This is a genomic window from Rhodopseudomonas sp. P1, assembly GCF_039642825.1.
Taxonomy (GTDB): domain Bacteria; phylum Pseudomonadota; class Alphaproteobacteria; order Rhizobiales; family Xanthobacteraceae; genus Rhodopseudomonas; species Rhodopseudomonas palustris_H.
This window is the reverse complement of the sequence record NZ_CP088006.1, coordinates 3774656-3799952: the sequence shown is the minus strand read 5'-3', so window position 1 is coordinate 3799952 and position 25297 is coordinate 3774656. Positions and strand designations below refer to the sequence as shown.

The window sequence follows — 25297 nt, the reverse complement described above, 5'->3', positions numbered from 1 at the left end:
GGGGAGCATTTTAGTGTTCTTCGAACAGGAAGTCTTCGTCAGGGGCGGAGCGCGAATCCTTTGGAGGGGTAATGGCAAGGAGAGTATTTTTTAGTTTTCACTATGACCGAGATGTTCGTCGTGTCGTGCAAGTGCGGAACTCTTGGGTCGTCCGCAAGGAGCAAGAGGCGACGCCGTTTTACGATAAAGCGGAATTTGAAGAGGCTAAGAACAGGGCGGGCGGGATCGAAAAGTGGATTGAAGCGCAGATGAAGAACACGTCAGTCACTGTCGTATTATTCGGCGCGGAAACCTATAGCCGCGAGTGGGTGCGTCATGAAATCAAGCGCAGCTACGAACTGAAGAAGGGTCTTTTGGCGATAGACATTCACGGCATTAAAGATCCGCAGAAAGGGGCCGATATCCAAGGTCGGAATCCGCTTGAGTATTGGGGGATTGGAGAAGGTGCTCAGCGAAAGACCTTCGACAGAATGTACGCCACTTACGATTGGGTGCGTGATGATGGCTATTTGAACATGCATAGCTGGATTGAGTCGGCTGCCAAGGCAGTCGGTCGCTGAAGTGGTCACTCCAATTGCTTGGTGTCTGAATTAATTGCTTTTAGTACGGCTCTCGCTAATTCGCCGAACGGCCGGCCGCGCCAATTTTCTGTTGGTAGATGTAGTTGCAGGAGTTCGTCAAATTCCGCCGGCGCCTCGAACTGTCTGCCGTCGTTTACAATTACGGGAATCACGGACGGCGAGAAATCGCGGATCCGTGCTTCAATGTGCGGTCTTTCTCGCCCGACACCTCCCTTGCGCTTCTGCCAGCGTTCAGCATATTCCTTTGTACATAAAATGACGACAGCGGATGAGGTTGATATTTCGTTTGTCAAGGCTGATGACAGTTGCCCGGTTGGTAGGTCCCAATGATCCAGCCAGCTTCTAAATCCGTGTTTTCGGAGTTCGGTAGCCAATTCTTTAGTCCACTGTTCATGTTTCGGGCCATTCCAGGCGTACGAAATAAAGAGGCGATGCTCTTGCGGGGGATGGCTATTTTCTCTTTTTGGATTTCGGGACACTATCAGTTTTGTGTGCGTTATGCAGTCGTGTATCCGAGGGCCGAACAGTAGATTGTAGGTCGGGATAAATCTCATAGCCGGTTGCCACGCTTCAACTCGCGTATAGAGAATTTGTTCTCTCTGAAGCATTTTCTCGGAGAGAGGTGGGGCTTGAAAGGCGTAGGCAAACTGACGAGCAGATCCTGGTTGAATCTCTGTTTGGCGTAAGACGTCGCTGTATGGCTCCAATTGTCTCGAATGGCTGTCCAGGACAATTCGGTCCGACGAGATTTTTGTCGCAGTTTCGAGTACTGTCCGTGTAAAGCTGGTGTAAGGGTCATAGATAGTAATTCGTATGTAAACGCTGCCTTGTCGGGTGCCCAGATTGGCGATGCTTCCATAGGCATAGGCGTATTCGCCGGACCGCAATTCTGTTTGGCTATAGTCGAAGGACGCCAGCCTGAAGCGGTAGCGATTGTAGAGACTGAAGGTTGCGTGCTGCCCAGGAAGAAGCCGTGGAAATATATTGCTTAGTTGGCGCCTAAGCAGCGGCCCATGTCGCAAGACGGCCGGTGCGCACAGGGTGGACATCTCGGGTGATTGGTCGGTGTTCATCGAATTTATGCAGTAATCAAATAACGAAGTTGGCTTTGGCTCAAAACGCCGATCGTGTCGGCTATACTATTCGGCGTTGTATGATTATGGTACTAGCATTTGGTGATGGTTGGCTGGCTCTCTTTGGGGAGGTATGTTGGAATGTGACTATGCCGCCGACGCGATTAGGCCTTTAAAGGCGTATCGAAGCCACCGAACAGGTTCGCGTCTGAAAGGTCTCAGGCGAGTTGTACTGTCCGCTTTCCGGATCAGTCCTAACGATCACATCAGCGTCGAGTTTTTGCGTGGGGGCGTCGGCTGCGGACCGCGTCGCTTTCTGTTTCACCCCATCCGCTTCACCATATGCACCACCCGTGCCCCATTCGCGCGGGTTTCCAGATGTTCGTGGACGTAACCGAGCGAGGCGTAGAGACGGATGTTCTCTTCGAAGCGTTCGTTGGTGTAGAGCCGCAGTGTCGAGCGGTCGGCCTCAGTGGCGATTTGTTCGGCGAGCGCCATCAGGCGGCGGCCGTGGCCGCGTTTCTGGGCGTCCGGCGACACCGCGACGTTGACGATCAACAGGTCGTTGTCGCGCAGTTTGGTCTCGATCAGCGCCGCCAACACGCCGTCGGCTTCGAGCAGATCGAACCGATGCTCCCGGATCGCCACCGCGTAGTTGGCGAGCATCGGCAGCGGTTTGTAGTCGATCAGCGCCAGCCATTTGCTGTAGGCCAGCATCGTCAGGTCGGTGATCGCTGCGACGTCGGCGGGGGTGCCACGCCGGATCAATTCGGCCATGCGACGCCTTTCGTTTCGCAGAGCGTCAGCCCGCCGTGGCCGCATCCTCCGCCTGACCGAACACCCGATCCAGCACCGGCAGGATCGAGGCGTCGTCTTCGGCGTTCATGTCTTTCTCGGCGGCGAAATGCCAGTCGCTGTCGCGCGGCACCGGCGTCGAGGCATCGCCGCGCTGGATCTTGGTCTGCAGGTCCGACAGCGATCGCGACCAGTAGTGATTGAGCCTGAGCAGATCAAGCACCGGGCGATCGCCCTGGAAGGGCCGGCCCATGGTGTCGATGGTTTCGCCCCGCCAGTATTTGTAGAGATGCACGTTGCGGATGGCGCGGATCCAGCGCGGGTTGGCGATGGTCTTGGCCGAGATCTTCGATAGCGGCGAGCGCTTGGTGAAAGCGCGGCTGATCGGCACCGGCGGCCGCTGCTCGTGGCCGGCCGAGCCGAAATAGGGTGAGAACACGCCGACCGCGGGTGCGCCGTCGAACCGGCCGAGCACGTCGGTGACCTTGTCGGCGACCGGCGAGAACAGGAACTCGTCGATGTCGATGAACGCCATCCACTTCGCATCCAGCATGTGATGCTTGATGCAGTGGCGATACGCCGGCAGCTGCCCGACCTCGACCGGCCAATCGGTCAGCGTGACCAGGCCGCGCGCGATCCACGGCGCCAGCACGTCGCGGAAATGGTCGGTGCTGAAATTGTTGTAGAGGTAGAAATGGCCGACGCCGACCGCCTCGTGGAAGCGCAGCCACTCGTCGAGGAACGGCGCCTCTTCGCGGAAGATCGCCACCACGGCCAGCGTCGGCACGTCACGCTGCGCGACGATGCGGTCGCGTGCCCGCGCCCGCCACACCCAGGGTGCACGCAGCATTTGCTTCAATCCCGACACCGCTCGCTCCTTGGAAAATCCGGTCGATATTGCGGCGCGACACTGTTCCAAACCTGCCGGTTTGGCAAGGCAAGCCAGGCGCGGCGGACCGCGCGGTTACTTCACCAGTGTCACAGGGAGTTTGGTCAGGTGGACGACCTTATTGGCCACCGAGCCGAGCACCAGATTGCCGATCGCGCTGCGGCCGCGGGTGCCCATCACGATGCCGTTGCAGTTCAGCTCTTCGGCTCGCTTGACGATGCGCTGCGCGGTGTCGCCGGTGAGCACCTCGGAGGTGAACGGGATATTCGCCGCGTTCAGCTTGGCGATCGCCGGCTGCAGGATGTCGTCGCTGTGCTCGCGCTGCAGCTCCTCCATCTTCTCCTTGGAGACGTACACCGCGATCTCGCCATACAACGCCGGCTCGGGATGGGCGTACACCAGCACCAGCTCGATCGGGACGTTGTCGTGGGCGAGGGCGATTACCCAGTCCAGGGCGCGGCCCGCATTGGCGGAGCCGTCATAGGGGAGGAGGATCTTCTGCATCGGTCGCGTCCTGTTGGCGTTTCCGGGGCGAAGCGGAGACCGGTCGCGTGACGAAAACGCGGCGAAAACAAACGAGGGTTGCGGGGCGCCACCGCGGCCACACTGCGGTCATCACAGCCTGATTTGACCGAAACCTCAACCTGGTTCACACAGCCGGTCACCATGACATCGCAACGCTCGTCCGCCTTCACTGCAGCCCGCGCCGCTGCCGCCGTCACGTTCGCCGCCCTCGGCCTGTCCGGCTGCGCCGGGATGGGCGACAGCGCGCTGTCACAGGCGTTCGTCGATCCGGCCAAATACGAGCTGTACGACTGCAAGCAGCTCGAGGCGGAGCGCAAGTCGCTCGATGCGCAGCTCGCCAAGCTCGACGGTCTGATGCGCAAGGCGCAGACCGGAGCGGCGGGGCCGGTGGTCTCCGAGATCGCCTACCGCAACGACTACATCAACGTGAAGGCGCAATCCCGGCTCGCCGAGCAGACCTGGCGGGAGAACCGCTGCACCCCGACGCCGGAGCCGCCGCCGGCTGCGCCGGCTCCCCAGAAGCGGGCGGGACGCGGCGCGCGCTGAGGGGCGCGCAGGCGGGCTTGGCCCTTTCGTGGGAGCGCCCTCAGGGGCGCCAGTCGTAGATCCAGCTCTGCCGCGCCAGCAGCCGGTCCGGGCCGAGCGCCCGCATCGCGAGATCGCGGGCGAGCGCCGCAGCGCCGGGCAGGTGGTAGATCACGCCGTTCTGCCGGGCGAGCTGCTGCACCCGTTTGACCCGGGGCCGGCGCAGCGCCGCGTAGCGCTGCAGCGTGGTCGCAACCTCCGAGGCGGTGCCGCTGCGGCCCTCGCCATGGTTGGCAGCCAGGCCGGCGGCCAGTACGGCGGCGTCCTCGATCGCCATGCCGGCGCCCTGGGCGGCGAATGGCAGCATGCCGTGGGAGGCATCGCCCAACAGGGCGATCGGGCCCTGGTTCCACGCCCCGCCGTCCGGCATCGCGAACAGCGCCCAGCGCGTCCAGTTTTCGACGGTTCCGATCAGCGCCCGGGCTGCCCCCGCCCAATGGGCGAAACGCGCGACAATCTCAGTCGGTTCGCCGCGCGCGCTCCAGCCGCGCTGGTTCCATGAGCCATTGACCACCGCCACCAGGTTAATGCGGCGCCCACCTGAGATCGGATACACCACCAGATGCGCCTCCGGCCCCAGCCACAACTGCACTCCGCGCAGCCTCTCCCCATCTGGCATCGCCTCGGCCGGAATCGTGCCTCGCCAGGCGATCAGGCCGGAAAACAGCGGTTGAATCTTCGGAAACGCCACCCCGCGGACGGCCGACCAGATGCCGTCGGCCCCAACCAGCGCCAGCGCCGGTTCCTGACCGCCGCCGGCCGACACGGTGACACCGTTGGCATGGGGCGCGACATCCTCGACGGCGCAGCCGAGCCGGAGGTCGATCGAGGGGTGGGCGGCGACCTTGGCGGCCAGCGCGGCCTGCAGGTCGGCGCGATGCACCACCCAGTAGGGCGCGCCATTGCGGACGGCGACGTCGCCGATCGGCATCCGGACGATGGCCCGGCCGGAGCGGGCGTTGATCGCGGTGACAGCGTCGGGCACCACCGCGCAAGCATCGAGCCGCGGCTGCAGGCCGAGCTCGACCAGAATTCGGGAGGCGTTGGGAGAGAGCTGCAGACCGGCACCGACTTCGTCGAGCCGCTCGGTGCGCTCCAGTACGATGACTCGGAACCCCTTGGCGGCCAGGGCCAATGCGGCGGTCAGGCCGCCAATTCCGGCTCCCGCGACGATAATGGTTCGGGAGACCGCCACGTTGCGGTCAGGGTCCGATCAGGCGACCTTGTCCTTCAGAACGCATTCCGGCGGACGGGCTTCGCCCGGCTTCAGATCGGCCGCGTAGCGATACAGCGTCGAGCAATATGGGCAGATGATCTCGTTGTCGTTACCGAGGTCGAGAAACACGTGCGGATGATCGAACGGAGGGGCGGCGCCGACGCACATAAATTCCCGCGAACCGATTTCGATCGTCGCAACGCCGGCATCGTTCTGGAAGTGGGGAACCACGTGGTCGGACATTCAGCTCACCTTTGCTGACAGCGGAGGGCAACTAACAGTGCAGCGCACCATACCGGCGCCGCTGCCTGATTCCTAGAGCGGCCGGATAGAGATTGCCCGGTGAAATTCGACACAATCCCGTGGTGTGGGAGAAGCCCTCCTTTCGTCTGATCGGTTGTGTCGAAGTGATGACGCACCATCTCCTAGGGAGAAACACGAGGACCGGATGCGGCTACAACTCGGCGTAGCGAAGTTCTGCCTTGCAATCAGCGCTGTGGCGCTGGTCGCCGCATGGCCGCACGCCCAGTACAGCGCCAAACTGATCGCCGCGCAGGATGATCCGGCGACCTTGTCGGATCTGCAGATCGCGGAGGCTTTGCGGCGGGATCAGGGCATGATCCCGCGACAGATCGAGGCTGCACTCGCCGCAGGCGATGCTGATCTCGCGCGCAGCCTGGTCGAACTGGCCGGCGCGCATCGGGTCGCGTTGCCTGACGAACTGACACGGCGCGTCGATGATGCGGTCGCTGCGGATCGGGCCCCTGCGCAGGTGGCGACACGGTTCGCGACCGGTCTCGTCACCGGCCAGGCCGACGATCTCGCAGGTCTGTCCGGCACGATCACGGGCGATTTGTTCGTGTTCGGCGATATCCGCGACGTGATCCGCGAGGGCAAACATCTGGCGACCGGGGAGGCTGCTGATCATCTGGTGCTCGGGCTCGCGGCCGCGGGCATTGCAGTGACCGCTGCGACTTATGTCAGCGTTGGCGCAGGGGCGCCGGCGCGGGCCGGGCTGACCCTCGTGAAGGATGCGCGCAAGGTCGGACGTATCAGCGAGGGCCTTGCGAAATGGGCCGGTCGTTCGGCTCGCGAAGTGGTCGATGCGCCGGCGCTGCAACGTGCCGTCGCTGATGCGTCGCTGCTTCGTCCGGCGCAGACGCTCGATGCGGTGAAGGCTGCAGTCCGCACCGAGAAAGCCGGCGGTTTGATGCGGTTCGCCAAGGATGTCGGCAAGATCGGCGAGAAGGCCGGTACGCGCGGGGCGTTCGATGCGCTCAAGGTTGCCGAAAATCCGAAGGATGTGGCGCGGGCCGCGAAACTTGCCGAAGCGAAAGGTGGTCAGACCCGTGCGATCATCAAGCTGCTCGGGCGCGGCGCTTTGCTGCTCACGACCGGCCTGTGGAATTTCGCCTCGTGGATCTTCAGTGCGCTGATGATGCTGATCGGCTTCGTCACCTCGCTGAAGGCCGGCGCCGAGCGGCTGACGCAACGCTGGCTCGATCGCCGTAAACGTAAGGCGGCCAAACGCGCGCTTGCCGCAACCAGACAGCCGCAGCCTTCGGTCGGCGCGGCATCTGCCGTGGCCGAGGCATAGTGCGAGCGGCGCAAGAATGATAAAGTCCGATGCTGTTCGTTACGCTTGCGCGGATCGCGGCCATGCTGGTTCGCCGACGCGGCGGATCGTGTGGCTCGGCTGGGCCCGCTCGCCGGGCCTGACGAATTAACCCTCCACGCTTATTCCCACTATCAACGACGGATATCTGATGCCGAGCTTTGATCACGCCGGAGCCAACATCGCTTACCTCGACGAAGGCGAGGGCGAGCCCATTTTGCTAATTCACGGCTTCGCATCGAACAAGAACGTCAACTGGGTGTATCCGTCCTGGCTGTCGGAATTGAAGCGAGCCGGGCGCCGGGTCATCGCGATCGACAATCGCGGTCACGGCGAGTCCAGCAAGCTGTACGATCCGAACGACTACACGCTCGAGGCGATGGCCTCCGACGCAGTGGCCCTGATGGATCATCTCGGCATCGCGCGCGCCGACGTCATGGGCTATTCGATGGGCGCGCGGATCGGCGCCAATCTCGCGCGGTGGCAGGAGCAGCGGGTCCGCTCGCTCATGCTCGGCGGTCTCGGCATGGGGCTCCTCAGCAACGAAGGGCGTCCCGGTGAAAACGTCGCGCACGCGCTCGAGGCCGACGCGCTCGACGATGTCACCGATCCGGTTGGTCGCACCTTTCGCGCATTCGCGGATCAGACCCGTTCCGATCGCAAAGCGCTCGCCGCCTGTATGCGCGGATCGCGCGGACTGATGAGCCGCGAGGACGCCGCGCAGATCGCCGTCCCGGTGCTGATCGCGGTCGGCACCGACGATGACGTCGCCGGCTCGGCGCACGAGCTAGGCAAGATCATTCCGGGCTCGCAGGTGCTGGATATCCCGCGGCGGGACCACATGCGCGCGGTCGGCGATAGGGTCTACAAGGAAGGCGTGGTGGATTTCCTGGCGCGGCGCCCGTGACGGCGCCCCGCCGCTCCGGCCTTGATTCCGTCGCCGCTGCCGCCCACTTTGAAAACGTGAGGGGTTCGCTATGATGGCGCTGGCTCTCGGAATATCGGCTGGCTTCAAGGGTTTAACGATTCTTGGCTCGTGCCGAGCCGGCTTCGACAGTCGCCGCGACAGCGCCGCGGCTGGCGTGGTATAGTGTTCTGAACGACCGATCGAGAGAGCCGGCATGGTGATGCATCAGATCAATCCGCAGAGTGCGAACGTGACGGCGCTCGATCCGATCTGGGAACGGGTGCGGAGCGAAGCCGAAGACATCGTTCGGCGCGAGCCCGAACTGGCATCGTTCATTTTTGCGAGCGTGCTGCATCATGATCGTCTGGAAGACGCGGTGGTGCATCGCGTTGCCGAGCGGCTCGATCATGCGGCGCTGTCCGGCGATCTGATCCGTCAGACTTACGAAGACGCGCTGCGCGATCAGCCGGATATCGGCAACGCGTTTCGTGCCGATATGGTGGCGGTGTTCGATCGCGATCCGGCGACGTCGCGCTTCATCGATCCGCTGCTGTACTACAAGGGCTTCCACGCCATTCAGACGCATCGTCTGGCGCATTGGCTGTTCGGCAAGGGACGCAAGGATTTCGCGCTGTATTTGCAGAGCCGGGCGTCGGCGGTGTTTCAGACCGACATCAATCCGGCGGCGAAGATCGGCCGCGGCATCTTCCTCGATCATGCCACCGGCCTTGTGGTCGGCGAGACCGCAGTGATCGATGACGACGTTTCGATCCTGCACGGCGTCACGCTCGGTGGCACCGGCAAGGAGCACGAGGATCGCCATCCGAAGATCCGCCGCGGCGTGATGATCGGCGCCGGCGCCAAGATTCTCGGCAACATCGAAGTCGGACACTGCGCGCGCATCGCCGCGGGGTCGGTGGTGCTGAAGTCGGTGCCGCACAACATGACCGTCGCCGGTGTGCCGGCCAAGGTGGTGGGGGAGGCCGGTTGCGCCGAGCCGTCACGCACGATGGATCAGATGATCAACGCGATTGGTCTCTGATCGGCCGAATTGCCATCGGCCTCGATTGCGGTTCGCAACTCGCGGCGAGGGGTTGCGGCAGCGGCCGTGAGAAAGTACTGACGGCGACCCCGGCCATGGCCGGTCGCGCGACGAAACGAATACCGTCGGCGCTGCGCCAGCCATCGCACAGACGAATTGGAGATTACCGTGGACGTTCAGGAAGTCAGAAAACTCGATGCCTATCTCAAGCGGGTGTTCGGCAATCCGAAAATCCGCGTGGTGCCGCGTCCGAAGAAGGAAGATTCGGCCGAGGTCTATATCGGCGAGGAGTTCATCGGCGTGCTGTTCGTCGACGACGAGGACGACGATCGCTCGTTCCAGTTCCAGATGGCGATCCTGGAAGACGACCTGGCCGACGTCGAGTAACCGGATCTGTCGCCTCAGCCGCGCACATGCATCTGCGCGGCGAGCTGCGAGATCGCGTGGGCGACGGTCCGCCACTGCGTCAGCCATTGTCGCGGAAACCTGAAGGTTAGGTCGGCGCCTTCGATCCGCATCTCGCTGAGGCACATTCCCGGCGTTTGCCGATCTCGCGTGCAGCGCGCTGCCAGTTCAGGCTGCTCCGTAGCTACGAACAGATCCTCGTTCGCGTAAGGTGAGCCTTCCAGGAACGGGCGCAATGTCAGCCCATCCGCGGTCTGTGGAGCGACCGGCGCGAGATAGCGGGGATAGATCGTGCGCAGCCGTGTCTCAGGCGCCAGCGTGTCCTGGTGCGCGGCGATCGAGACGAAAATCCGATCAATCGGCTGAAATTCGGCGATTTCCTCTGCCGTCTTATGCGTCGCGCGCTCTGGCGGCATCAGTGACGGATACAGGAACGCGAGGTCGACGCGCTCCTGCGGCCCGGAGCGGCGTTGATACTTCACCCGAAATGCCTTGGTCGGCACATTGAACAGCGTGTCGCCAATCGTCACCGGGGTGCGATCCGGATCACCGGCCGTCTGCACGTGCCAAGTCGGCCACAGCAGATAGGCAACAGCCGCAATCGAGGCCGCGCCGATCGCACCGCCGATCATCAACGGGACGCGGGAATGATTGCGCCGGGCGCGGGAATTGCGCGGACGGCCCGGAAGCGACGATACCAAAGTCATGACAACGCAGACATCCGACACCACGAATCAGTCGGACTATGCCACGTACCGAATCGGTGCCGAACCGGATTGTGCCAAGCACGGCTGCAATTCTTCCGCCGCGTGTTAACCTTTTCTTAAGCTTGGCGTGGCGCCCAGCGCCGGTTTTTGCGACACCTTAGGCAGCCCCATCGAGCTGGAAGCTGCCGATGTCCCCTGATGCCTTCAACAATCTGTTCTCGCTTCTGATCGGATTTGCCGTGGCGGGCGCGCTGACCAGCGCCTATCAGGCGATGGCGCAGCGCCCGGCCGGCTTTAGTCTGCTGCAACAGGGCGTGGTCCCGCAGAGCTTTGCGGCACTGCCGTTTCTGATGTTCGCAGCACCGTTCATCATCATGCGCAACACGCTGACCGGGCCGCGCACCTCCGATCTCTGGCGCGCGCAATTCGTGATGCTGGCGACTCTGCTGGCTGGGTTCTGGAGCCTGATGTCAGGAACCGTGGTTCTGATGGTGTTGCAGGCGCTCGGTGTGTTTGCCTGAAAACCATTGCGTCGTCGCTGCTGCATTGTCATGACGGAGCGGACGATAGGAGACAGCGATGGCGATCTACGAACTCGACGGACAGCGGCCGGATCTTCCGGCAGATGGAAATTACTTCATCGCTGACAGCGCGTCGGTAGTCGGCAGGGTTCGCCTCGGTAATTCGGTCTCGGTCTGGTTTGGCGCCGTTTTGCGCGGCGACAACGAATGGATCGAGATCGGAGAGGGCTCCAACATTCAGGACGGCACGACCTGCCACACCGATCCGGGCTTTCCGCTCAAGGTCGGCAAGGGCTGCACCATCGGCCACAACGTCATCCTGCACGGCTGCACCATCGAGGACAGCGTTCTAATCGGGATGGGTGCGATCGTAATGAATGGCGCCAAGCTGGCGCGTGGCTGCGTTGTTGGGGCAGGCGCTGTGGTCACTGAAGGCAAGTCGTTTCCAGAGAACTCTCTAATTCTCGGGGCGCCGGCCAAGGTCGCGCGAGCGCTCACCCCCGAACAGGTCCAGGCGATGCTGGTGGGCGCCGGCTTTTACGTCGCCAATGGCCAGCGCTACGCCAAGGGGCTTAAAAAGATCGGGTGAGTGGAGCCGCGGCCCTCGCGGCCGGCTTCCGTCAGGTTCCTTTGGACTCGTTCGCTTCGATTGCGGTCGCAACGCCCTCATGCCCGGCGGCCCACAGGGCGTGTTCTTCGCTGCCCTCGTGATAGGGATTGGCTTCGGCGGGAATGTTCTCGCGCGCTGCGCGTTCGCCCAGTGTGAACGGATCCGGGTCGGCGGACATCGGCTGCTCCTTAATGTTTGCGATTCATAGCCGGCGCTGCGCTCTTACGCAGCGCATCCTTCAAGTCGATCGGCACACCGTGCTTCTTCAGTAGGTCGGCGAACGCCTCGTCGGCGAGCTCTTGGAGTGTCGCCATCAGATCGCGGCCGAGCTGTGTAAGCTTATCGAGCGTGTCGGCGTCAAAGCCAATCAGCTTGCGCATCGCGTAGTCTCCGCGACGTCAAGTTCCAAGGTAAGAAAACGTTCCGGAAGATAAAGGGGACCGATCGGGATTCCGCCGGACAAACTGCATGACCTGATGAGGCTGTCCCAACACGGAGCTAACTCGACGCGCTGAAATTGAAGCCTCCAAAAAGGAAAACCTCCGGCGGGGCATCGCCGGAGGTTCCTTGGAGGTTTACAAGTTCCTTTCGTGTTAGCTTAGAAGGTGCGCTGGACGCGAACCGCGCCCACCACAGTGTCCTGATCCTTGAACTGGTAGACGGTGATCGGCTTGGTACCACCCGGCGACACCGAACCGGTAAAGCCCGAGTAGTTCTGGTCGAGGCGGGTCCACATCACTTCGCCCGAGAACGTCAGGTTCTTGACCGGGGTCCACGAGGTGCGGGTGCCGATCTGAGCGATGTTGAAGTTCGGGTTTCCGGCAATGGTGTTGCCAGCGCCAGCTTGAGCACGAAGACCGGCCGTGTAGAGAGCACCACCGGTGCTGCCGAAGTCGACCGAGGAATACGAACCGAAGATCGAGGTCGCCCAGTTCGGGTTCCAGTTGTGGTTGAAGGCGCCACGGATACCCCAGGCCTTGGTGGTTTCGATGCCGCCGGTGTTAACGAACACGCCGTCGACGGCGGTGCCCAGACCGAGGGTCTGATAGGCGCCAGCATCGGCATTATTGCCGAAGATCGAGAAGTAGTTCGGGCTGGTGCCGCCGATCACGTAGCGGATCGCACCATCCGCATAGGTGGCATCGAGGTTGATCGAATCGCCCGGGCCGGTGGGCAGGTTCTTGAGCGACAGGGCGGCGAGAACCGCATAGCCCCACTTGTCACCCGGATGATCGGACCATTCGTTGGCGGGGTTGTAGTAGCTAGCACGGATCTGGTGCGCCGCCGCGGACACTTGGAATAGGCCCCAGGCCTGATCGACGCGAACCTTGCCGACGATGTCAGGGATGCTGGTGCCGGCCGAGTAGCTATTGCCAGTGTAGCTGCCGAGGCCGCTCAGCCAAGACGATTGACTGCCGTTACCCGCGGTCACGTTCAGCAGCGAGATATTGGCGCCCGAATTGCCCTGCGCCCAGCGGTAGCCGGACTGGTCTTCGAGGCTGATCGAGGCCGACACACCATTGCCGAATTCAGCAGTGTAGCTGACCTGATTGACGCCGGTCGAGGTATCGTCGCCGCCGAGCAGGTTCGAGCCGATGTTGCCCGGGCTGCCGTTCCACGGGGTCGAGAACTGCGAGACCGCCTTACCGAAGGTGAAGCCGGCGAACTGCACGAACGCGAAGTACACGCCGAGGCTGCCGTTGGCGACGGTGTCGCTGCCGGTGGTCCAGGTGAACACCGAGTCGAAGTAGGTGCGAACCACGCCGTATTCGGTCGCGGTGCGGGTGTCGATGTTCAGGTCGGCACGCGAACGATAGATGGTGCTGTTGGCAAGCCGGTTGCCCTGACCGGCGCTGCCGTTCCACGACGGCGTTTCAGTCATGCCGCCCGCATTGAACGCGTACTCGGCGCGGATATAGCCGCCGAGCTTGATGCAGGTGTCGGTGCCCGGGATGTAGTAGAAGCCGGCGCCGTACAGCGAGCAGACCTTCACGTATTCGACCGCCTTGGCCTTGAGCGGAAGATCGGCCGCCTGCGCACCAGCGGTGGCGACGAGGAGCGCCGCACCACCGAGCATAAGGCTCTTCGCAAAATTCATCGTAAACCTCCAAGTTTGCCTTCGAAGGGCATGCCGACCGGTGCTGTGTTCCGGTACGAGCCCGCCCGTGAACCCGACTGCTCGATGCCAGAGCGTGAGCAGTTTGAGCCGGGACGACTTCGAGGTTGCCCCCCTCCGTCAGGGAACTAGATACATAACAAACATAGCTAACGGAAGGATCGAACAAAGGAGTGCGACGACATCGGACAAAACTGTGGTATTGAGGCAACAGGGTGTCACGATTCTGTCACGTCCAAATTCCGCGATCCGGACTTGGTTGCTGCCGGCACCGTGCTCGACTGTCAGTCGCGAGAGGCTTGAAAAGGCTTTGTTTTCAGGCCATCGCAGCTGCCGCAAGAGGTGGGGACGGCGAACAAACGTACGACTGGGACGGAAATGGCACCTTTGGTCTCAGCTCAAGTTTGGGTACATAACGCAATCACGGCTGCGCCGCGATTTCGGGTTCGTCCGAGTCGACAAACAAAAAAAGGCGTTTCGGGGATGATTCGGAGGGGCGGGGAATGCCGCATCGGACTACGGAGCAGCATCACGACGAAGCCGTTACGCGGCCGTCGTTGGTGAGGCAGCCGCTCCAGGCGGTTGGGGCCGAGGAGCCGCCCGGTGTTTCACAAGCGTGCGCGCACCGAGATTTCGGCGTGTCTCACCAGGTGATTTGGGATTTCGTCTCGATCAGCAACAATCTGGAGGACATGCGCCGCGCGTGGGCCAAGCTGTTCGGAATCAGCGGCTCGCAGTGGCTGATCCTGATGGCGATCGCCGATCTCGACCAGGGAAATGGCGTGTCCGTCGGCGACGTGTCTCACAAGATCCACGCCGTCTCGACCTTCGTCACAACTCAAACCAAGATCCTGGAGCGGATGGGGCTGCTCAATCGGGCACCCTCGACGGAAGATGCTCGCGTGGTGCTGATGTCGCTGTCCGATGAAGCGCGCACCAAGATCGACCGTCTATCGCCGCGTTGGGAGGCCCTGCATGCGTATATCTTCAGCGACTTTGACGCGGAGGCGCTCAACGACGTCAAGGCCAAGCTTGAGATGCTGAAGAATCGAACCAAGGAAGCGATGTTGCGGGTGCTCGACGAGCCCTAGAGCATTTCTGATTTCGACGGAATCAGGACCGCACTTCCTGGCGGTCGCAGCTTGCAGAACCTCATGGTGAGGAGGCGCGAAGCGCCGTCTCGAACCATGTGCCGCAAGCCCTGCGGCTCCTCATCCTTCGAGACGCCCGGCTTTGCCGGGCTCCACAGGATGAGGACTTTAGTGCGCTTGGAAAGGCCAAGTTCGCTTCAATCAATCGATGAAGCGCTCTAGCAGGCTTGGATGAAGTTTGTTTCGGTCGGATCGAGAGTTCCAGGTGGGTTTCTCCGCCGAGCGTCGGCTTTGCCGGATGGCGCTTGGCGCTTAAGCCGAGGTTCCTCATCCGGTTGCCCCCGACAGTCATGGCAGGCGGATCAGATGGCGGGCCGTAGTGCCAGCTTGAGGGCGGCATTGACGCGGGTGCGGCCTCGGACTGCATGTTTGGTAAGGCCGGCCGGGCCGTGATCCGCTAAATTTCTCCTCGATGGGCTTGCAACGGTGTACTGACCGCGTAGCTGCGTGTCTCAGAACAGTCGGTCGGTCGTGGATTGGTGCGGCTTGCTGGCCTTGCTCGAATGCTCGTCGATGGCGATGTGCCCCGCCACGGAACGGTTTCTCAGCTCCTCGACACAATCCGTAACCTCGTAAGCCCTGTCTGCAGGCGGCGCGAATCCCACCTTCTACATCGATAAGGGCGAACGGGAGTCCCGTCCGTTCGTCGCTCCTCGGCATCATTTGCGCCTCATTCGATCCGGATTAAAGGAAGCATGACGGGAGACGCGCCGCCAGGCACTTATTCAACAGTCAAAGAGCTTTGCTGCCGGAAGAGGGCTGTCGGCGCGTTAAGCACTACGTCGAACACGACCGATTTTTCGGTCGATCACGCCGTCTTTGTAGCTATCAAGGTGTGCACGACCGGAAGTACTTCGTCAGATCGATAACGTTGGAGGACTGCTTGGCCAAGTGGGTGATTTAGCAGCGTCGGATCGCCGCCTTCCAAGTCGTTTCTGGCAATGGACAAGCAGCGTTGTCGTGCCGCGGCGTCTATGTATTCTGCGCTTGATCGCTTGTTAAAGAACTTAAGGTCGAGCATGTAATCGACGATGTCGACGATGTCGTGTCCTCGCTCGCCCTGTATTCCGTTCTGGTTGGCATAGGATAAGATGCCCGGTCTATCGAAGACAAGATGGACCCAGGGGTGTCCATGGAAGCAAGTCATGTGGTGTCCATAGGCGGAATTCCACAGCGGGGCCGCGATTGAATACAAAACTCCTCCGGGTTTGAGGAGTCGCGCCATCTCAGTAAAGCCGGCGTGGATATCTGTGACGTGTTCCATTGTGGCAAAGGAGAAGATTAGGTCGTACTGATTGCTCTGAAGATTGGTCCTCTCGATGCTTTGCTTGTAATAAGTTGTGCGTTCGTGGGTGAAGGCCGCTCCCACCTCGTCGATCACGTCAAGTCCGTCGACTCTGGCTGCTCCAAGATCGATGAATTCTCTGCAATCTCCCCCGGTGTTGGCCCCTACTACCAGTACAGAGGAATGTTCGATGTCTACAAGGCGAGCGGCGTTGGAGGTATGTAGTTTGTTGTAATCAATTTGATCCGTCTGGCCCGATGGCGCGCTGTCTTTTTCGGGTTGGATTTCTCCCTTTGCCCCGGGCAGCGTTGAAGGAGTGTCTGGCGCAGGCAGAAGCGACTGGTAAATAGATTTGGTAAGTTGGATTGCTTTGCTAAGCATGGCCGAATTCCCAATTTTGTGTATTTCGATCTCCGGGAGAATTCTGCGGAGTGTCTGAAAATGTTCAATTGTGGAGTGTAATGCTGATCGCTTCAATGGGGGATTTTGTCGAAATTTAGTACACGCCGGTCAGTCACGGTAATCGTGGCCTGTTGGCGTTGCCGGCAATGGGCTGGATTGTGCGGCTTGGTCGCGATGGTCGTCCATGTAAACGGAGCTACATCAAGGTGCGTGGAGGTAGAGATCTGTAGCCTCCAGAGATGTCGTACCGCGCTCGCGGAATAACGGTGGTTGAGACGTAAAAGGCTTACTGTCAGCGAAGTGATGCGTGTCTCGCGTGTCGCAGCCGATCATGCTTGTCGTGTATTGTTCGTCTCTGGCGTGCTCTGGCTGTTGCTATGGCAGACTACACCTCATCTGTGCCAAAGGGGCTTGACTGTGCCCCAAACGGGGTGCGGCCAGCCTTTGGGGGAAGGCTGGCCGCGCACGATCCGGTCTGGGACGGGGAGGGGTGGGGATTCGACCGGGTCGCGTTTCTCCTATGGGCGTCTGAGGCTCAGCGCTGCTTGGCGCTCGCGGTTGCGATTGCCGGGCGACCGTCGCCGAGTGCGACCCAGGCATTGGGATCGCTCTGCGACTGCCGCTTGACGAAGCGGTAGCCAGTCTCGGTCCAGGCGACGACTTCCTCGTTCTGGTTGTCGAGGATGAACTCGCCTTTGTCGGTCTTTACGGTCAGCACCGCGTGACCTTCGTTCTTCTTGTCGCGGACCACGGTAATCAGCAGCGCTTCGCGCGGCCAGCCGGCGTCGATCAGCATCTTGCGCTTCAGCAGCACGTAGTCTTCGCAATCGCCGTAACCGTCGGTCGGCAGCGACCACTTTTCGATCACGCCCCAGTGGTCCATGTCGGTCAGCGGCTTGATGGTGTCGTTGACCCAGCGGTTGACCTTCATTAGATCCTGCCAAGCAGTCTGCGTCAGCACGATGTCCCGTGCCTGGCTTCGGCTGCCGCGGCACTCCACCGGATTGTCCGAGCAGAACTCGATCCAACCGATCGGTGCGCGCGTCTCGTCGCCGACGCTGGCGTAGCGAACTCTGTCTTCGGCTTGCGCCGTCGCGGTCAGCGCGACGACGGCGGCAATCACCGCAAGCCCCCGAAATCCCCTGTTGCCCGACATTGTGGCCCCCGTTTCTTGTTGGGACCATCATTTGCACAAACGCTTTGCAGGGCCGCTAAGTCGTCGAAGTAAAGTCGAGACGAATGCAAGTAAAACTGTCGGTGCATTCGATCTATACTTGAATCGAATTTGCGTAAAATTCGAGATATCGGCAATTGATTCAAATTTGAGCTATTAACACGTGCATCGCTGCGGCACGCGCAGTTTCGCGTCGTTGCGCGGCGCGCATTAACCGGCCGGAGCGTCCGGCTCCAAGCGATGTTGAGGCGACAAAGGGTGGCAAGCGCCGGGAAAGTGAGGTGCTACGCGGTGTGGATCGCTGCGTTCTGTTCACCGCGCGGTAACGCTGTCTTCGAGCGTTTCTTCGAGCTGCTCGTGCACGAACTCTAGCGCGAAGCCATCGTCGAGGTGACGAACGACGCGGGAAGCGACGCGGCCGAGCAGCACCTGCGAGTTTAGCGGGGGACGCTGCTCTGCGGCAATCGCGGCGCCGGAGCGCGACATGTCGATGATGCGGCAACTCATCCGGCTGCCGTCGTCGAGCGTCAGCACGGCGATCGGGTTGCGCGGCACGATACGGTCGTGGCGACGGTCTTCCGGCAGATTGAGAATGTCGCGATTGGCGAGCCAGGTGAGCTGGGCCGCGAGCTTGTCGCGCTTACGCGGCGTTGCGGCCAGAGACATCGCAAAGCCATTGTCGATGATACGGGTGATCTTGCCTTCGACGCGACCGACATGGTCGAGATAGGCGATCACGCGGTCGCCGACATTGCCGATCCCCGGCGCCAGCAGGGCCAGTCCGCCGGGCGACATGTTGATCACCTGGCATGGAAACTCACGGCGGTCGGGCAGCATGTAGCGTCCGAGCAGGTGAACTTTCACCCGCTGGAAACGACGACGCTCGAGCGTCGCCGGCTGGCTTTTGGGGTTCTGCAACAACAAAACTGGATTTCCGCTGGCCGGTGCGCTGCCGTAGCTTCCAGCCTACGGCCGGCACGGTTAACGGCTCGTTAGCAGACCGCCGTCCTTGGTTGTGCCGACTGTTCGCGTCGCAGATTGGGTTGTGGGCGCAACGGTTGAGATGACATGCGATCGATAGATCACTTTGCAGGGTCTTCAAGTAACAACTCGCCCCCATCTGAAAGGCCATGTGGCGAGGCCGATGGGTGCTTCAGGCCGCGTCCGATCGCGCTGAAATCCGCTTTGTTCGATCCTGTTTCGTCGTTGGCCCGGTGTTTGCCGCGTAGTCGTACGAAGTGGACTTTGCGCGGAGGGCGAAGGATTAAAGTTCCCGGGGAGCCGCAATTGCAGCGGCTTATTAAAAGGGCCGGGGCGTAGCCAGGTGCGCTACGCCGCGCCAATTTGCGGGGCGGAGCCATGGCCTGCAGTCAATCAGCAAACGACCTGCTTGGGGCTTTGCCGGCGGCGGATTTTGAACTGCTGCGTCCTCATCTTCGCACGATCGACCTGAAATTCGGTCAGGTTCTGGTCGAGGCGGGGGCGCCGCTCGAACAGGCGATCTTCCCTCACGGCGGCATCATTTCTAGCGTGATCGGCCTCGGCAAGGACGAGGCGATCGAACTCGCTGCGATCGGCCGGGACGGCGCTGTCGGGGCGGAGGCGGCGCACGAGACGGTGGCGGCTGCCGGTGCCGTGGTTCGCTATCCGGCGACCGCATCCGCGATCGAGGTGATGCACTTCCGCTACGCCGTCGACCACAGTTCGTCGCTGCGCAGTCTGTTGCTCCGCTATCAATGGATCCGCGCCGTAAGGGCCGAACGTGTGGCGGCATGTAACGCTGCTCACTCTGCAGAAGGGCGCCTGTGCCGCCGCCTGCTGCAATCGCGCGATATGGCTGGCAGCGACTGTATGCAGCTCGGTCAGGATCTGATGGCGCAAATGCTCGGCGTCAAGCGCAACACGATTTCGCTGATCGCTCACGCGCTGCAGCAGCAGGGATTGATCCGCTACAGCCGTGGGCGGCTTGCGATCACCGATGTCGACGGCCTGATGCTGCGTGCCTGCGCCTGCTACAAGACCGACCGCGGTGGCTTCGCCGCAACGGCGGTCGAGCGCCAGCCGAACCTGACGATCCCACGGCTCGCGCCGGATTATGCCGAGTCGCCGCGGCTGCCCTCGTAGACCGTCAGTCCCCGGATCACCTGGAACTTCCGCAGCTTGCGGGGCGGGAAGCGGCGCGGCTGCTGGCCGACCGTTCGCCATGAGGTCAGCCGCAGGCTCGTCAGCGGCCCGATCACTCGGGTGGCGAGGGGGGTTAGGAGACCGGTGGCGCTTAGGGGCGTGTGGGGGCGTTGGGCGAATGGGAGGAGCAGCAGCTCCAGCGTGACCGGCGTCGCATTCGGCGCGGTGGCGAGGATACCGGCGACCACCGCGACGGTATCTCCTGATACGATGTCCAGCACCTGTTCGATTGAGCGCCGCTGTTCCAGCATGAACTGGTTGGTCAGCTTCTCGCCCTTGAGGTCGCGGCCGAGCAGGGCGTTCAGCCGGGTACCGGCGAACCGGAACGGGTATCCAGGCGCATCGCACGACACCACGAACATGTCCCCGAGCAGGCTGCGCAACGCATCCGGCTCGATCGCGCTGCGATCGGGGGCCGCGGCGCCGTCGCGTTGCTTGTCCCAATAGGCGAAGAACGCCTGGCTCGACGGATGCTTCATGGACGACCTTGGTTCGCGGTCGTCGCGCGCAGGCGGCATTGGGACAGGACTGTCCCGAAATCGCCCGGCGCGACGCTCCCAGAGTGTTGTGCAGGACCCCTGGTGCAGCGTCCATGCCGCGCAGCTCGAATGGCCGCGCCATACCCGGCTTTGCGTCGTTAAGGTTAAATTAACTATGGCGTTGCGCGCGCGGGAACCACCGCTACGCTGTCGGCATTCCAACGTTGGCGACTCCAGACCGTCCGCGTTGGTCGAGTTACAGGGTGGCTGAAAAACAGGCCGGCCGACGGATTGGACAGGCGGGCTCGTCCGATTCGAACGCTGCTGGCACGGACCGGGGGAGAGGCTTTCTCAGGGCCTCTCCCTTTTCCGTTTGGGCGTGCGGTCCTTTGGCACCCCGGCGCCGGCCGAACGGGTGCCGCCGCTGCTCTCCGAATTCCACTTTGCCGGAAAATGCTCTAAGGGTGCGGATCGCTCGCCCGAGCCGCTCGCAGCAGGTCGCAAGCCGTTGGATTCTCCGCTCGTATCGTCGTCGTTGCCGCCGGAGCCGCCGCAGCCGCAGCGCGAGCCGATTCTGACGCTGCCCGGGGCGGTGACCGCCTACGTGGCGCTATTGGCGGTGATCCATCTGCGCACGCTGCTGTCGCCGGAATTCGAGTACTGGACCATCGAGATGTTCGGCTTCATCCCGATGCGCTACGAGCAGACGCTGCTCGACTCGCCGTTCCCCGGCGGCACCGGGGCGAAGATCTGGACCTTCGTTACTTACTCGCTGCTGCACGCTAATCTCAGCCACATCGTGTTCAACGTGCTGTGGTTGCTGCCGTTCGGTAGCGCGCTGGCGCGGCGGTTCGGCAGCCTGCGGTTCTTCGTGTTCATGGCGGTGACGGCGGCGGCCGGCGCGTTCGCGCATCTGCTCACCCATTCCCACGACGTTGCCCCGATGATCGGCGCGTCGGCCTCGGTGTCCGGCGCGATGGCGGCGGCGATCCGTTTCGCGTTCGTCCGCGGCAGCTTCCTGTCGCTGCGCCGCGGCGATGCCGATGCGGCGGCGAAGGTACCGGCGCAGCCGCTGCTGAGGGCGCTGCGCGATCCGCGGGTGCTGGCGTTCCTCGGGATCTGGTTCGGCATCAACATCATCTTCGGGATCGGCTCGATTGCGGTCGGCAACGAGGGCGCCAGTGTCGCCTGGCAGGCGCATATCGGCGGCTTCTTTGCCGGGCTGCTACTGTTCTCGTTGTTCGATCCCGTGCCGCGCGTCCCTGAGGCGCGGGCCTGACGCGCTGCAGCAGTTCTTCGCAGTTGCGAATAGTTTGCATCTACCGTTGAATCGCCGCATTGTTGCGGTGTCATCGCACCTGGCGCTGATTTGCGCCGGGCTGGGAATGGGAATCGGCGCCGCACTTTGCCCGCCGATTCTGTCGAGCGTCCATTCCACGCAACGCCGTGACTGATCCGCTGCAAGTGTCACAACAACAGCCGCCGGGCTCGGCAGGCGGCGTTATGGGAGGCGACCATGACCGTGCGTGCGATTCTGGAATCCAAGGGCCGTTACATCCACACCGTCGAAGCCGCGGCGCGGCTCGCGTCCGCGGTGAAGACACTAGCCGAGCGCCGGATCGGCGCGGTGCTGGTGATGCACGGCACGCGGCTCGAAGGCATCCTGTCGGAGCGCGACGTCGTTCGCGTGCTCGCCGACCGCGGACCGGCTGCGCTGGATGAGCCGATCGGCGCGGTGATGACGCGCGACGTGTTCACCTGCCGTCAGGACGACACCGTCGGTGAGATCATGGAGCGGATGACCGCGGGCAAATTTCGGCATCTGCCGGTGATGGAGCATGACCGCGTGGTCGGCCTGATCTCGATCGGCGACATCGTCAAATCGCGGCTGTCCGAATACGAGCACGAGCAGCGGGCGCTGCACGACTACATCAAGTCGGCCTGAGCTGGCCGAACCGACGATCAGGTGCCGGCGCCGTCCAGAAACAGCGCCCAGGCCTTGTCGAAATAAGCGTTCTGGGCGCGGGTCGACGCGTATGTCGTCCCGCCCAGCATCGCCTCGATCATCGGCCCCATTGCGATGCTGTTGAGAAGCTGACCCGCGAGAAAGCGCGCGTCACCGCGGGCGAGGGCGCCGGCCTTCTGCGCCTCGCTGATCAGCGACAGCAGCCGGTCCATGATCGGATCGTCGGCACGATTGGCAACGGCCTGACCGACCACGATCGCCTCGCTGAAGGCGATGCGCTTGAACGCGATCAGCGTGGGATCGACGTTGGTGGCGAGCAGCCAGCGCGCCGCCGCGCGAAGTTGCGTCAACGCATCCCCGGTCTGGCTCGCCATCGTGGTCTGGAAGTGCGCGAGCGTTTGCGCCCGCGCGTGTTCGACGACGCCTTCGAACAACGCCAGCTTCGATGGGAAGCGTCGATACACCGTGTCCTTGCCGACGCCGCATGCCGCTACGACCTGCTCGACCGAGGTCGCAGCGAAGCCCTGCTGCGCGAACAGGCGCGACGCCGTCTCGATGATGTGAAGCGACTTCGCCTCGACATCGCTTTTGCGCGGACGGCCGCCTTTGGAAGCGGTGCTCAGAGTCGGCATGCAAGTCCTTGGTCGTCGCCTCGGACGACGCAACTGTTTCGAGCAATTCCAATCCCAGATTTGCAATCGCTTGGCAATCTGTCTGGACAGGACGGTCCCGTCCCGTTTATTTCCCGCCGGCCTCGGAACGAGGTAGCTGGGGGATATCGGATGGGAAGCGAGAACAAGATTGTCGTCGGCGTCGCGATTGCTTTGTCGCTGAGTGGCGGCTCCGAAGCGCTGGCGCAGAGCGCGAGCGAAGCATCAGTGGCGCTGCCGCCGGTCACCGTGCAGCCCGCCGAGCGGCGCGCGGTGCGCCGCGCCCAGCCGGCCCCCGCAGCTCAGCGCGCCGCGCCGGCACGGACCCCGGCGCGCGAACCGGCGACGCCAGCTTCGCGTCCAGTCAACGCCAGCAACACCTCGGATCGCTACGTCGTCCGTACGTCCGCAACGGCGACCAAGACCGACACCCCGGTGCTGGAAACGCCGCAGTCGATCTCGACTGTCACGCGGCGCCAGATGGACGATCAGAACGTTCAGACCGTTGCCAATGCGCTGCGCTATAGTGCCGGCGTGCTGTCGGATGCCGACACCAATTCGCGCTTCGACAGCGTCTTCATCCGCGGTTTCGGCGCGTTCGGCACCGCGACTAACTACGTCAGTTTCCTCGACGGCTTGAAGCTGCCGCGCGGCCAGGCCTTCGCCAACACCGCGATCGATCCGTTCCTGCTCGACCGCGTCGAGGTGCTGAAGGGACCTTCGGCGGTGCTGTATGGTCAGACCAGCCCGGGCGGCTTGGTCAATCAGATCAGCCGGATGCCGAGCGCAGTGCCCTACAATGAAGTTCGCGTCGAAGGCGGCAGCTATGGCCGCTTCCAGTCCGGCGTCACCAGTCAGGGCGCGCTCGATAAGGACGGCCATTGGCTCTACAGCCTGAGCGCGATCGGCCGCACCTCCGGCACGCGCTACGACAATGTCGACGAGCAGCGCTTCGCCGTCGCCCCGGCTTTGACCTGGGCGCCGGATGCGGACACGCGCTTCACCGTTCAGAGCTACTACCAGAAAGACCCGAAGGGCGGCTATTTCAACTCGCTGTATCCGACCTCGCTGGCGCCGCTGCAGTACCGGCCATACCTGAACTCCAAGCTCAATGTCGGAGATCCTGGCTTCGACTCGTTCGAGCGAGAGCAGTACGGCATCGGCTATCAGTTCGACAAACGGCTCAACGAGGTCGTCAGTGTCAAATCGAGCTTGCGCTATTCGCACGTCGACGTCGACTTCAAATCGCTGCAGATGAACGCGCCGCTCACCGCCACCGGCACGATCCCGCGCTGGGCATTGCGTTCGATCGAAGACGTCGGCGGGCTGTCGACCGACAATCGCGTGCAGTTTGATTTCGCCACCGGCGCGCTGCAGCACAAGATCATCACCGGCGTCGATTATCAGAACACGCTCAGCAACTGGACCTACCAGCTCGGCGCGGCGACCGCCCTCAACGTGGTTAGTCCGGTGTATAATCAACCGGTCGGCTCGCTCGCCTCGCTGATCGACAACGGCCAGAAGCTGTCGCAGACCGGACTGTATGCGCAGGATCAGATCAGCCTGGGCGGATGGCGTGCGACGCTCGGCGTCCGCCACGATTGGGCCGAGCAGAGCACCGACAGCCGGCTCGCCGGATCGCGTTCCAATCAGTCCGACGACAAGACCACTTATCGGGCCGGCCTGCTGTATCTGTTCGACAGCGGCGTCGCGCCCTATGTCAGCTATTCGACGTCGTTCGAGCCGGTCACCGGCGTCGGTGTCGACGGGCAGCCGTTCATCCCGACCACGGCCGAGCAGTACGAGGGCGGCATCAAGTATCAGCCGACCTTCCTGCCGATGCTGTTCACCGCGTCGGTGTTCGATATCCGTCAGCAGAATGTGCTGAGCCCGTCATCGGTGCCGGGCTTCAACGTGCAGCAGGGCGAGGTCAGGTCCAAGGGCGTCGAATTGGAAGCCCGCGGCAACGTGACCGACGGCCTCGAGCTGATCGGCGCGTTGACGTTCCTCGACACAAGGGTGGCGCGATCATCGAATGCCCTAATTGTTGGCAACCGGCCGCAGGCCGTTCCGGACTTCTTTGGCTCGATGTGGGCGAATTACACGTTCCAATCCGGTCCGGTCGCCGGTCTGACATTCGGTGGCGGTATCCGCCATGTCGGCGCCAGCTACGGTGACGATGCCAACACGCTGCGCACACCGGCCTACACGGTGGTGGATGCGGCGTTGAAATACGACCTCGCGAACGTCGCGCCGAGCTTGAAGGGCACGACCCTGACGCTCAATGTCAACAACCTGTTCGACAAGGAATACTATTCGAGCTGTTCGTCGGGGTTCTACTGTCAGTTCGGAAACCGTCGCACCGTCCTGGCCGGGATCAGGTACCGGTGGTGACGTACGATCTGAAAAGGGCACGCCG

The 25297-nt window shown here is 62.4% G+C and carries 28 protein-coding genes; 13 read left to right on the top strand and 15 right to left on the bottom strand.

The window, feature by feature from the left end; all coding sequences use genetic code 11:
• Positions 1–71: 71 nt before the first annotated feature.
• Complete coding sequence (locus tag LRC39_RS17620) at positions 72–560, top strand: TIR domain-containing protein (protein WP_346295112.1); 489 nt, start codon at positions 72–74, stop codon at positions 558–560.
• A gap of 5 nt (positions 561–565) precedes the next feature.
• On the opposite strand, the gene LRC39_RS17615 is transcribed toward LRC39_RS17620, so the two are convergent.
• The 4 genes from LRC39_RS17615 to LRC39_RS17600 all read right to left on the bottom strand — a co-directional run bounded on the left by LRC39_RS17615 (position 566) and on the right by LRC39_RS17600 (position 3842).
• The gene (locus LRC39_RS17615) at positions 566–1654 is read right to left on the bottom strand and encodes a toll/interleukin-1 receptor domain-containing protein (RefSeq protein ID WP_346295111.1); all 1089 of its coding nucleotides are present in this window, start codon (positions 1652–1654) and stop codon (positions 566–568) included.
• Between the two features lie 321 nt (positions 1655–1975).
• The gene (locus tag LRC39_RS17610) at positions 1976–2431 is read right to left on the bottom strand and encodes a GNAT family N-acetyltransferase (protein ID WP_346295110.1); all 456 of its coding nucleotides are present in this window, start codon (positions 2429–2431) and stop codon (positions 1976–1978) included.
• Between the two features lie 25 nt (positions 2432–2456).
• Complete coding sequence (locus LRC39_RS17605) at positions 2457–3299, bottom strand: glycosyltransferase family 92 protein (protein ID WP_346295109.1); 843 nt, start codon at positions 3297–3299, stop codon at positions 2457–2459.
• A gap of 114 nt (positions 3300–3413) precedes the next feature.
• The gene (locus tag LRC39_RS17600; protein WP_346295108.1) at positions 3414–3842 is read right to left on the bottom strand and encodes a universal stress protein; all 429 of its coding nucleotides are present in this window, start codon (positions 3840–3842) and stop codon (positions 3414–3416) included.
• A 162-nt stretch (positions 3843–4004) separates the two neighbouring features.
• Here LRC39_RS17600 and LRC39_RS17595 point away from each other — a divergent pair, with 162 nt between their 5' ends.
• Positions 4005–4409, top strand: a complete 405-nt coding sequence (locus tag LRC39_RS17595) for a twin-arginine translocation pathway signal (protein ID WP_346295107.1) — start codon at positions 4005–4007, stop codon at positions 4407–4409.
• Positions 4410–4449: 40 nt separating this feature from the next.
• Here LRC39_RS17595 and LRC39_RS17590 read toward each other — a convergent pair whose 3' ends face one another.
• Positions 4450–5643 (bottom strand): FAD-dependent monooxygenase, encoded by a 1194-nt coding sequence (locus LRC39_RS17590; protein ID WP_346295106.1) that lies wholly within the window; start codon positions 5641–5643, stop codon positions 4450–4452.
• A gap of 18 nt (positions 5644–5661) precedes the next feature.
• Positions 5662–5907, bottom strand: coding sequence for a zinc-finger domain-containing protein (locus LRC39_RS17585; RefSeq protein ID WP_011158974.1), 246 nt, complete (start codon positions 5905–5907; stop codon positions 5662–5664).
• Between the two features lie 205 nt (positions 5908–6112).
• On the opposite strand from LRC39_RS17585, the gene LRC39_RS17580 reads away from it, so the two are divergent.
• From LRC39_RS17580 to LRC39_RS17565, 4 genes are all read left to right on the top strand, one after another.
• A complete protein-coding gene (locus LRC39_RS17580) occupies positions 6113–7261 on the top strand; it encodes a hypothetical protein (protein ID WP_346295105.1) in 1149 nt (382 codons plus the stop codon).
• 169 nt (positions 7262–7430) lie between these two features.
• Positions 7431–8186, top strand: coding sequence for an alpha/beta fold hydrolase (locus tag LRC39_RS17575; RefSeq protein WP_346295104.1), 756 nt, complete (start codon positions 7431–7433; stop codon positions 8184–8186).
• 214 nt (positions 8187–8400) lie between these two features.
• Positions 8401–9228 (top strand): serine O-acetyltransferase, encoded by an 828-nt coding sequence (cysE, locus tag LRC39_RS17570; protein WP_107345219.1) that lies wholly within the window; start codon positions 8401–8403, stop codon positions 9226–9228.
• 168 nt (positions 9229–9396) lie between these two features.
• A complete protein-coding gene (locus LRC39_RS17565) occupies positions 9397–9615 on the top strand; it encodes a DUF3126 family protein (RefSeq protein ID WP_012496853.1) in 219 nt (72 codons plus the stop codon).
• 14 nt (positions 9616–9629) lie between these two features.
• On the opposite strand, the gene LRC39_RS17560 is transcribed toward LRC39_RS17565, so the two are convergent.
• Positions 9630–10340, bottom strand: coding sequence for a hypothetical protein (locus tag LRC39_RS17560; protein WP_346295103.1), 711 nt, complete (start codon positions 10338–10340; stop codon positions 9630–9632).
• A 188-nt stretch (positions 10341–10528) separates the two neighbouring features.
• On the opposite strand from LRC39_RS17560, the gene LRC39_RS17555 reads away from it, so the two are divergent.
• Positions 10529–10861, top strand: a complete 333-nt coding sequence (locus LRC39_RS17555; protein WP_346295102.1) for a DUF6949 family protein — start codon at positions 10529–10531, stop codon at positions 10859–10861.
• Between the two features lie 58 nt (positions 10862–10919).
• Positions 10920–11450 (top strand): gamma carbonic anhydrase family protein, encoded by a 531-nt coding sequence (locus LRC39_RS17550; protein ID WP_346295101.1) that lies wholly within the window; start codon positions 10920–10922, stop codon positions 11448–11450.
• A 31-nt stretch (positions 11451–11481) separates the two neighbouring features.
• Here LRC39_RS17550 and LRC39_RS17545 read toward each other — a convergent pair whose 3' ends face one another.
• From LRC39_RS17545 to LRC39_RS17535, 3 genes are all read right to left on the bottom strand, one after another.
• Positions 11482–11649, bottom strand: coding sequence for a hypothetical protein (locus tag LRC39_RS17545; protein ID WP_346295100.1), 168 nt, complete (start codon positions 11647–11649; stop codon positions 11482–11484).
• A gap of 10 nt (positions 11650–11659) precedes the next feature.
• Complete coding sequence (locus LRC39_RS17540; protein WP_346295099.1) at positions 11660–11851, bottom strand: hypothetical protein; 192 nt, start codon at positions 11849–11851, stop codon at positions 11660–11662.
• A 218-nt stretch (positions 11852–12069) separates the two neighbouring features.
• Positions 12070–13569, bottom strand: coding sequence for a porin (locus tag LRC39_RS17535; protein ID WP_346295098.1), 1500 nt, complete (start codon positions 13567–13569; stop codon positions 12070–12072).
• 521 nt (positions 13570–14090) lie between these two features.
• Here LRC39_RS17535 and LRC39_RS17530 point away from each other — a divergent pair.
• Positions 14091–14678 carry a MarR family winged helix-turn-helix transcriptional regulator gene (locus LRC39_RS17530; protein WP_346295097.1) on the top strand — a complete coding sequence of 196 codons (588 nt, stop codon included), beginning with the start codon at positions 14091–14093 and terminating at the stop codon, positions 14676–14678.
• 868 nt (positions 14679–15546) lie between these two features.
• On the opposite strand, the gene LRC39_RS17525 is transcribed toward LRC39_RS17530, so the two are convergent.
• The 3 genes from LRC39_RS17525 to LRC39_RS17515 form a co-directional block, all read right to left on the bottom strand.
• Positions 15547–16404, bottom strand: a complete 858-nt coding sequence (locus LRC39_RS17525; protein WP_346295096.1) for a class I SAM-dependent methyltransferase — start codon at positions 16402–16404, stop codon at positions 15547–15549.
• A gap of 556 nt (positions 16405–16960) precedes the next feature.
• Positions 16961–17581, bottom strand: a complete 621-nt coding sequence (locus tag LRC39_RS17520; protein WP_346295095.1) for a transglutaminase-like cysteine peptidase — start codon at positions 17579–17581, stop codon at positions 16961–16963.
• Between the two features lie 330 nt (positions 17582–17911).
• Entirely contained in the window at positions 17912–18523 is a 612-nt protein-coding gene (locus tag LRC39_RS17515; RefSeq protein WP_430624903.1) for a PilZ domain-containing protein, read from the bottom strand.
• Between the two features lie 435 nt (positions 18524–18958).
• Between LRC39_RS17515 and LRC39_RS17510 the strand changes: the two genes are divergently transcribed.
• Complete coding sequence (locus tag LRC39_RS17510; protein WP_346295093.1) at positions 18959–19723, top strand: Crp/Fnr family transcriptional regulator; 765 nt, start codon at positions 18959–18961, stop codon at positions 19721–19723.
• Here the strand turns inward: LRC39_RS17510 and LRC39_RS17505 are convergent.
• Entirely contained in the window at positions 19693–20262 is a 570-nt protein-coding gene (locus LRC39_RS17505) for a PAS domain-containing protein (RefSeq protein ID WP_263989025.1), read from the bottom strand. The two genes, LRC39_RS17510 and LRC39_RS17505, sit on opposite strands and share 31 nt — an antisense overlap.
• Positions 20263–20770: 508 nt before the next feature.
• Here LRC39_RS17505 and LRC39_RS17500 point away from each other — a divergent pair.
• Both LRC39_RS17500 and LRC39_RS17495 read left to right on the top strand, forming a co-directional pair.
• The gene (locus LRC39_RS17500) at positions 20771–21541 is read left to right on the top strand and encodes a rhomboid family intramembrane serine protease (RefSeq protein ID WP_346295092.1); all 771 of its coding nucleotides are present in this window, start codon (positions 20771–20773) and stop codon (positions 21539–21541) included.
• Positions 21542–21778: 237 nt separating this feature from the next.
• A complete protein-coding gene (locus tag LRC39_RS17495; protein ID WP_107345208.1) occupies positions 21779–22207 on the top strand; it encodes a CBS domain-containing protein in 429 nt (142 codons plus the stop codon).
• Positions 22208–22224: 17 nt separating this feature from the next.
• Here LRC39_RS17495 and LRC39_RS17490 read toward each other — a convergent pair whose 3' ends face one another.
• Positions 22225–22860 carry a TetR/AcrR family transcriptional regulator gene (locus LRC39_RS17490; protein ID WP_346295091.1) on the bottom strand — a complete coding sequence of 212 codons (636 nt, stop codon included), beginning with the start codon at positions 22858–22860 and terminating at the stop codon, positions 22225–22227.
• Between the two features lie 150 nt (positions 22861–23010).
• Here LRC39_RS17490 and LRC39_RS17485 point away from each other — a divergent pair, with 150 nt between their 5' ends.
• Complete coding sequence (locus LRC39_RS17485; protein ID WP_346295090.1) at positions 23011–25272, top strand: TonB-dependent siderophore receptor; 2262 nt, start codon at positions 23011–23013, stop codon at positions 25270–25272.
• Positions 25273–25297 lie beyond the last annotated feature (25 nt).

Coding starts and splice junctions, on each gene's coding strand:
- LRC39_RS17495 (WP_107345208.1), top strand. CDS start 21,779: ATGACCGTGCGTGCGATTCTGGAATCCAAGGGCCGTTACATCCACACC.
- LRC39_RS17600 (WP_346295108.1), bottom strand. CDS start 3,842: ATGCAGAAGATCCTCCTCCCCTATGACGGCTCCGCCAATGCGGGCCGC.
- LRC39_RS17605 (WP_346295109.1), bottom strand. CDS start 3,299: ATGCTGCGTGCACCCTGGGTGTGGCGGGCGCGGGCACGCGACCGCATC.
- LRC39_RS17505 (WP_263989025.1), bottom strand. CDS start 20,262: ATGAAGCATCCGTCGAGCCAGGCGTTCTTCGCCTATTGGGACAAGCAA.
- LRC39_RS17525 (WP_346295096.1), bottom strand. CDS start 16,404: ATGCTTAGCAAAGCAATCCAACTTACCAAATCTATTTACCAGTCGCTT.
- LRC39_RS17580 (WP_346295105.1), top strand. CDS start 6,113: ATGCGGCTACAACTCGGCGTAGCGAAGTTCTGCCTTGCAATCAGCGCT.
- LRC39_RS17530 (WP_346295097.1), top strand. CDS start 14,091: ATGCCGCATCGGACTACGGAGCAGCATCACGACGAAGCCGTTACGCGG.
- LRC39_RS17490 (WP_346295091.1), bottom strand. CDS start 22,860: ATGCCGACTCTGAGCACCGCTTCCAAAGGCGGCCGTCCGCGCAAAAGC.
- LRC39_RS17620 (WP_346295112.1), top strand. CDS start 72: ATGGCAAGGAGAGTATTTTTTAGTTTTCACTATGACCGAGATGTTCGT.
- cysE (WP_107345219.1), top strand. CDS start 8,401: ATGGTGATGCATCAGATCAATCCGCAGAGTGCGAACGTGACGGCGCTC.
- LRC39_RS17575 (WP_346295104.1), top strand. CDS start 7,431: ATGCCGAGCTTTGATCACGCCGGAGCCAACATCGCTTACCTCGACGAA.
- LRC39_RS17535 (WP_346295098.1), bottom strand. CDS start 13,569: ATGAATTTTGCGAAGAGCCTTATGCTCGGTGGTGCGGCGCTCCTCGTC.
- LRC39_RS17545 (WP_346295100.1), bottom strand. CDS start 11,649: ATGTCCGCCGACCCGGATCCGTTCACACTGGGCGAACGCGCAGCGCGC.
- LRC39_RS17585 (WP_011158974.1), bottom strand. CDS start 5,907: ATGTCCGACCACGTGGTTCCCCACTTCCAGAACGATGCCGGCGTTGCG.
- LRC39_RS17595 (WP_346295107.1), top strand. CDS start 4,005: ATGACATCGCAACGCTCGTCCGCCTTCACTGCAGCCCGCGCCGCTGCC.
- LRC39_RS17610 (WP_346295110.1), bottom strand. CDS start 2,431: ATGGCCGAATTGATCCGGCGTGGCACCCCCGCCGACGTCGCAGCGATC.
- LRC39_RS17615 (WP_346295111.1), bottom strand. CDS start 1,654: ATGAACACCGACCAATCACCCGAGATGTCCACCCTGTGCGCACCGGCC.
- LRC39_RS17540 (WP_346295099.1), bottom strand. CDS start 11,851: ATGCGCAAGCTGATTGGCTTTGACGCCGACACGCTCGATAAGCTTACA.
- LRC39_RS17555 (WP_346295102.1), top strand. CDS start 10,529: ATGTCCCCTGATGCCTTCAACAATCTGTTCTCGCTTCTGATCGGATTT.
- LRC39_RS17550 (WP_346295101.1), top strand. CDS start 10,920: ATGGCGATCTACGAACTCGACGGACAGCGGCCGGATCTTCCGGCAGAT.
- LRC39_RS17560 (WP_346295103.1), bottom strand. CDS start 10,340: ATGACTTTGGTATCGTCGCTTCCGGGCCGTCCGCGCAATTCCCGCGCC.
- LRC39_RS17510 (WP_346295093.1), top strand. CDS start 18,959: ATGGCCTGCAGTCAATCAGCAAACGACCTGCTTGGGGCTTTGCCGGCG.
- LRC39_RS17520 (WP_346295095.1), bottom strand. CDS start 17,581: ATGTCGGGCAACAGGGGATTTCGGGGGCTTGCGGTGATTGCCGCCGTC.
- LRC39_RS17485 (WP_346295090.1), top strand. CDS start 23,011: ATGGGAAGCGAGAACAAGATTGTCGTCGGCGTCGCGATTGCTTTGTCG.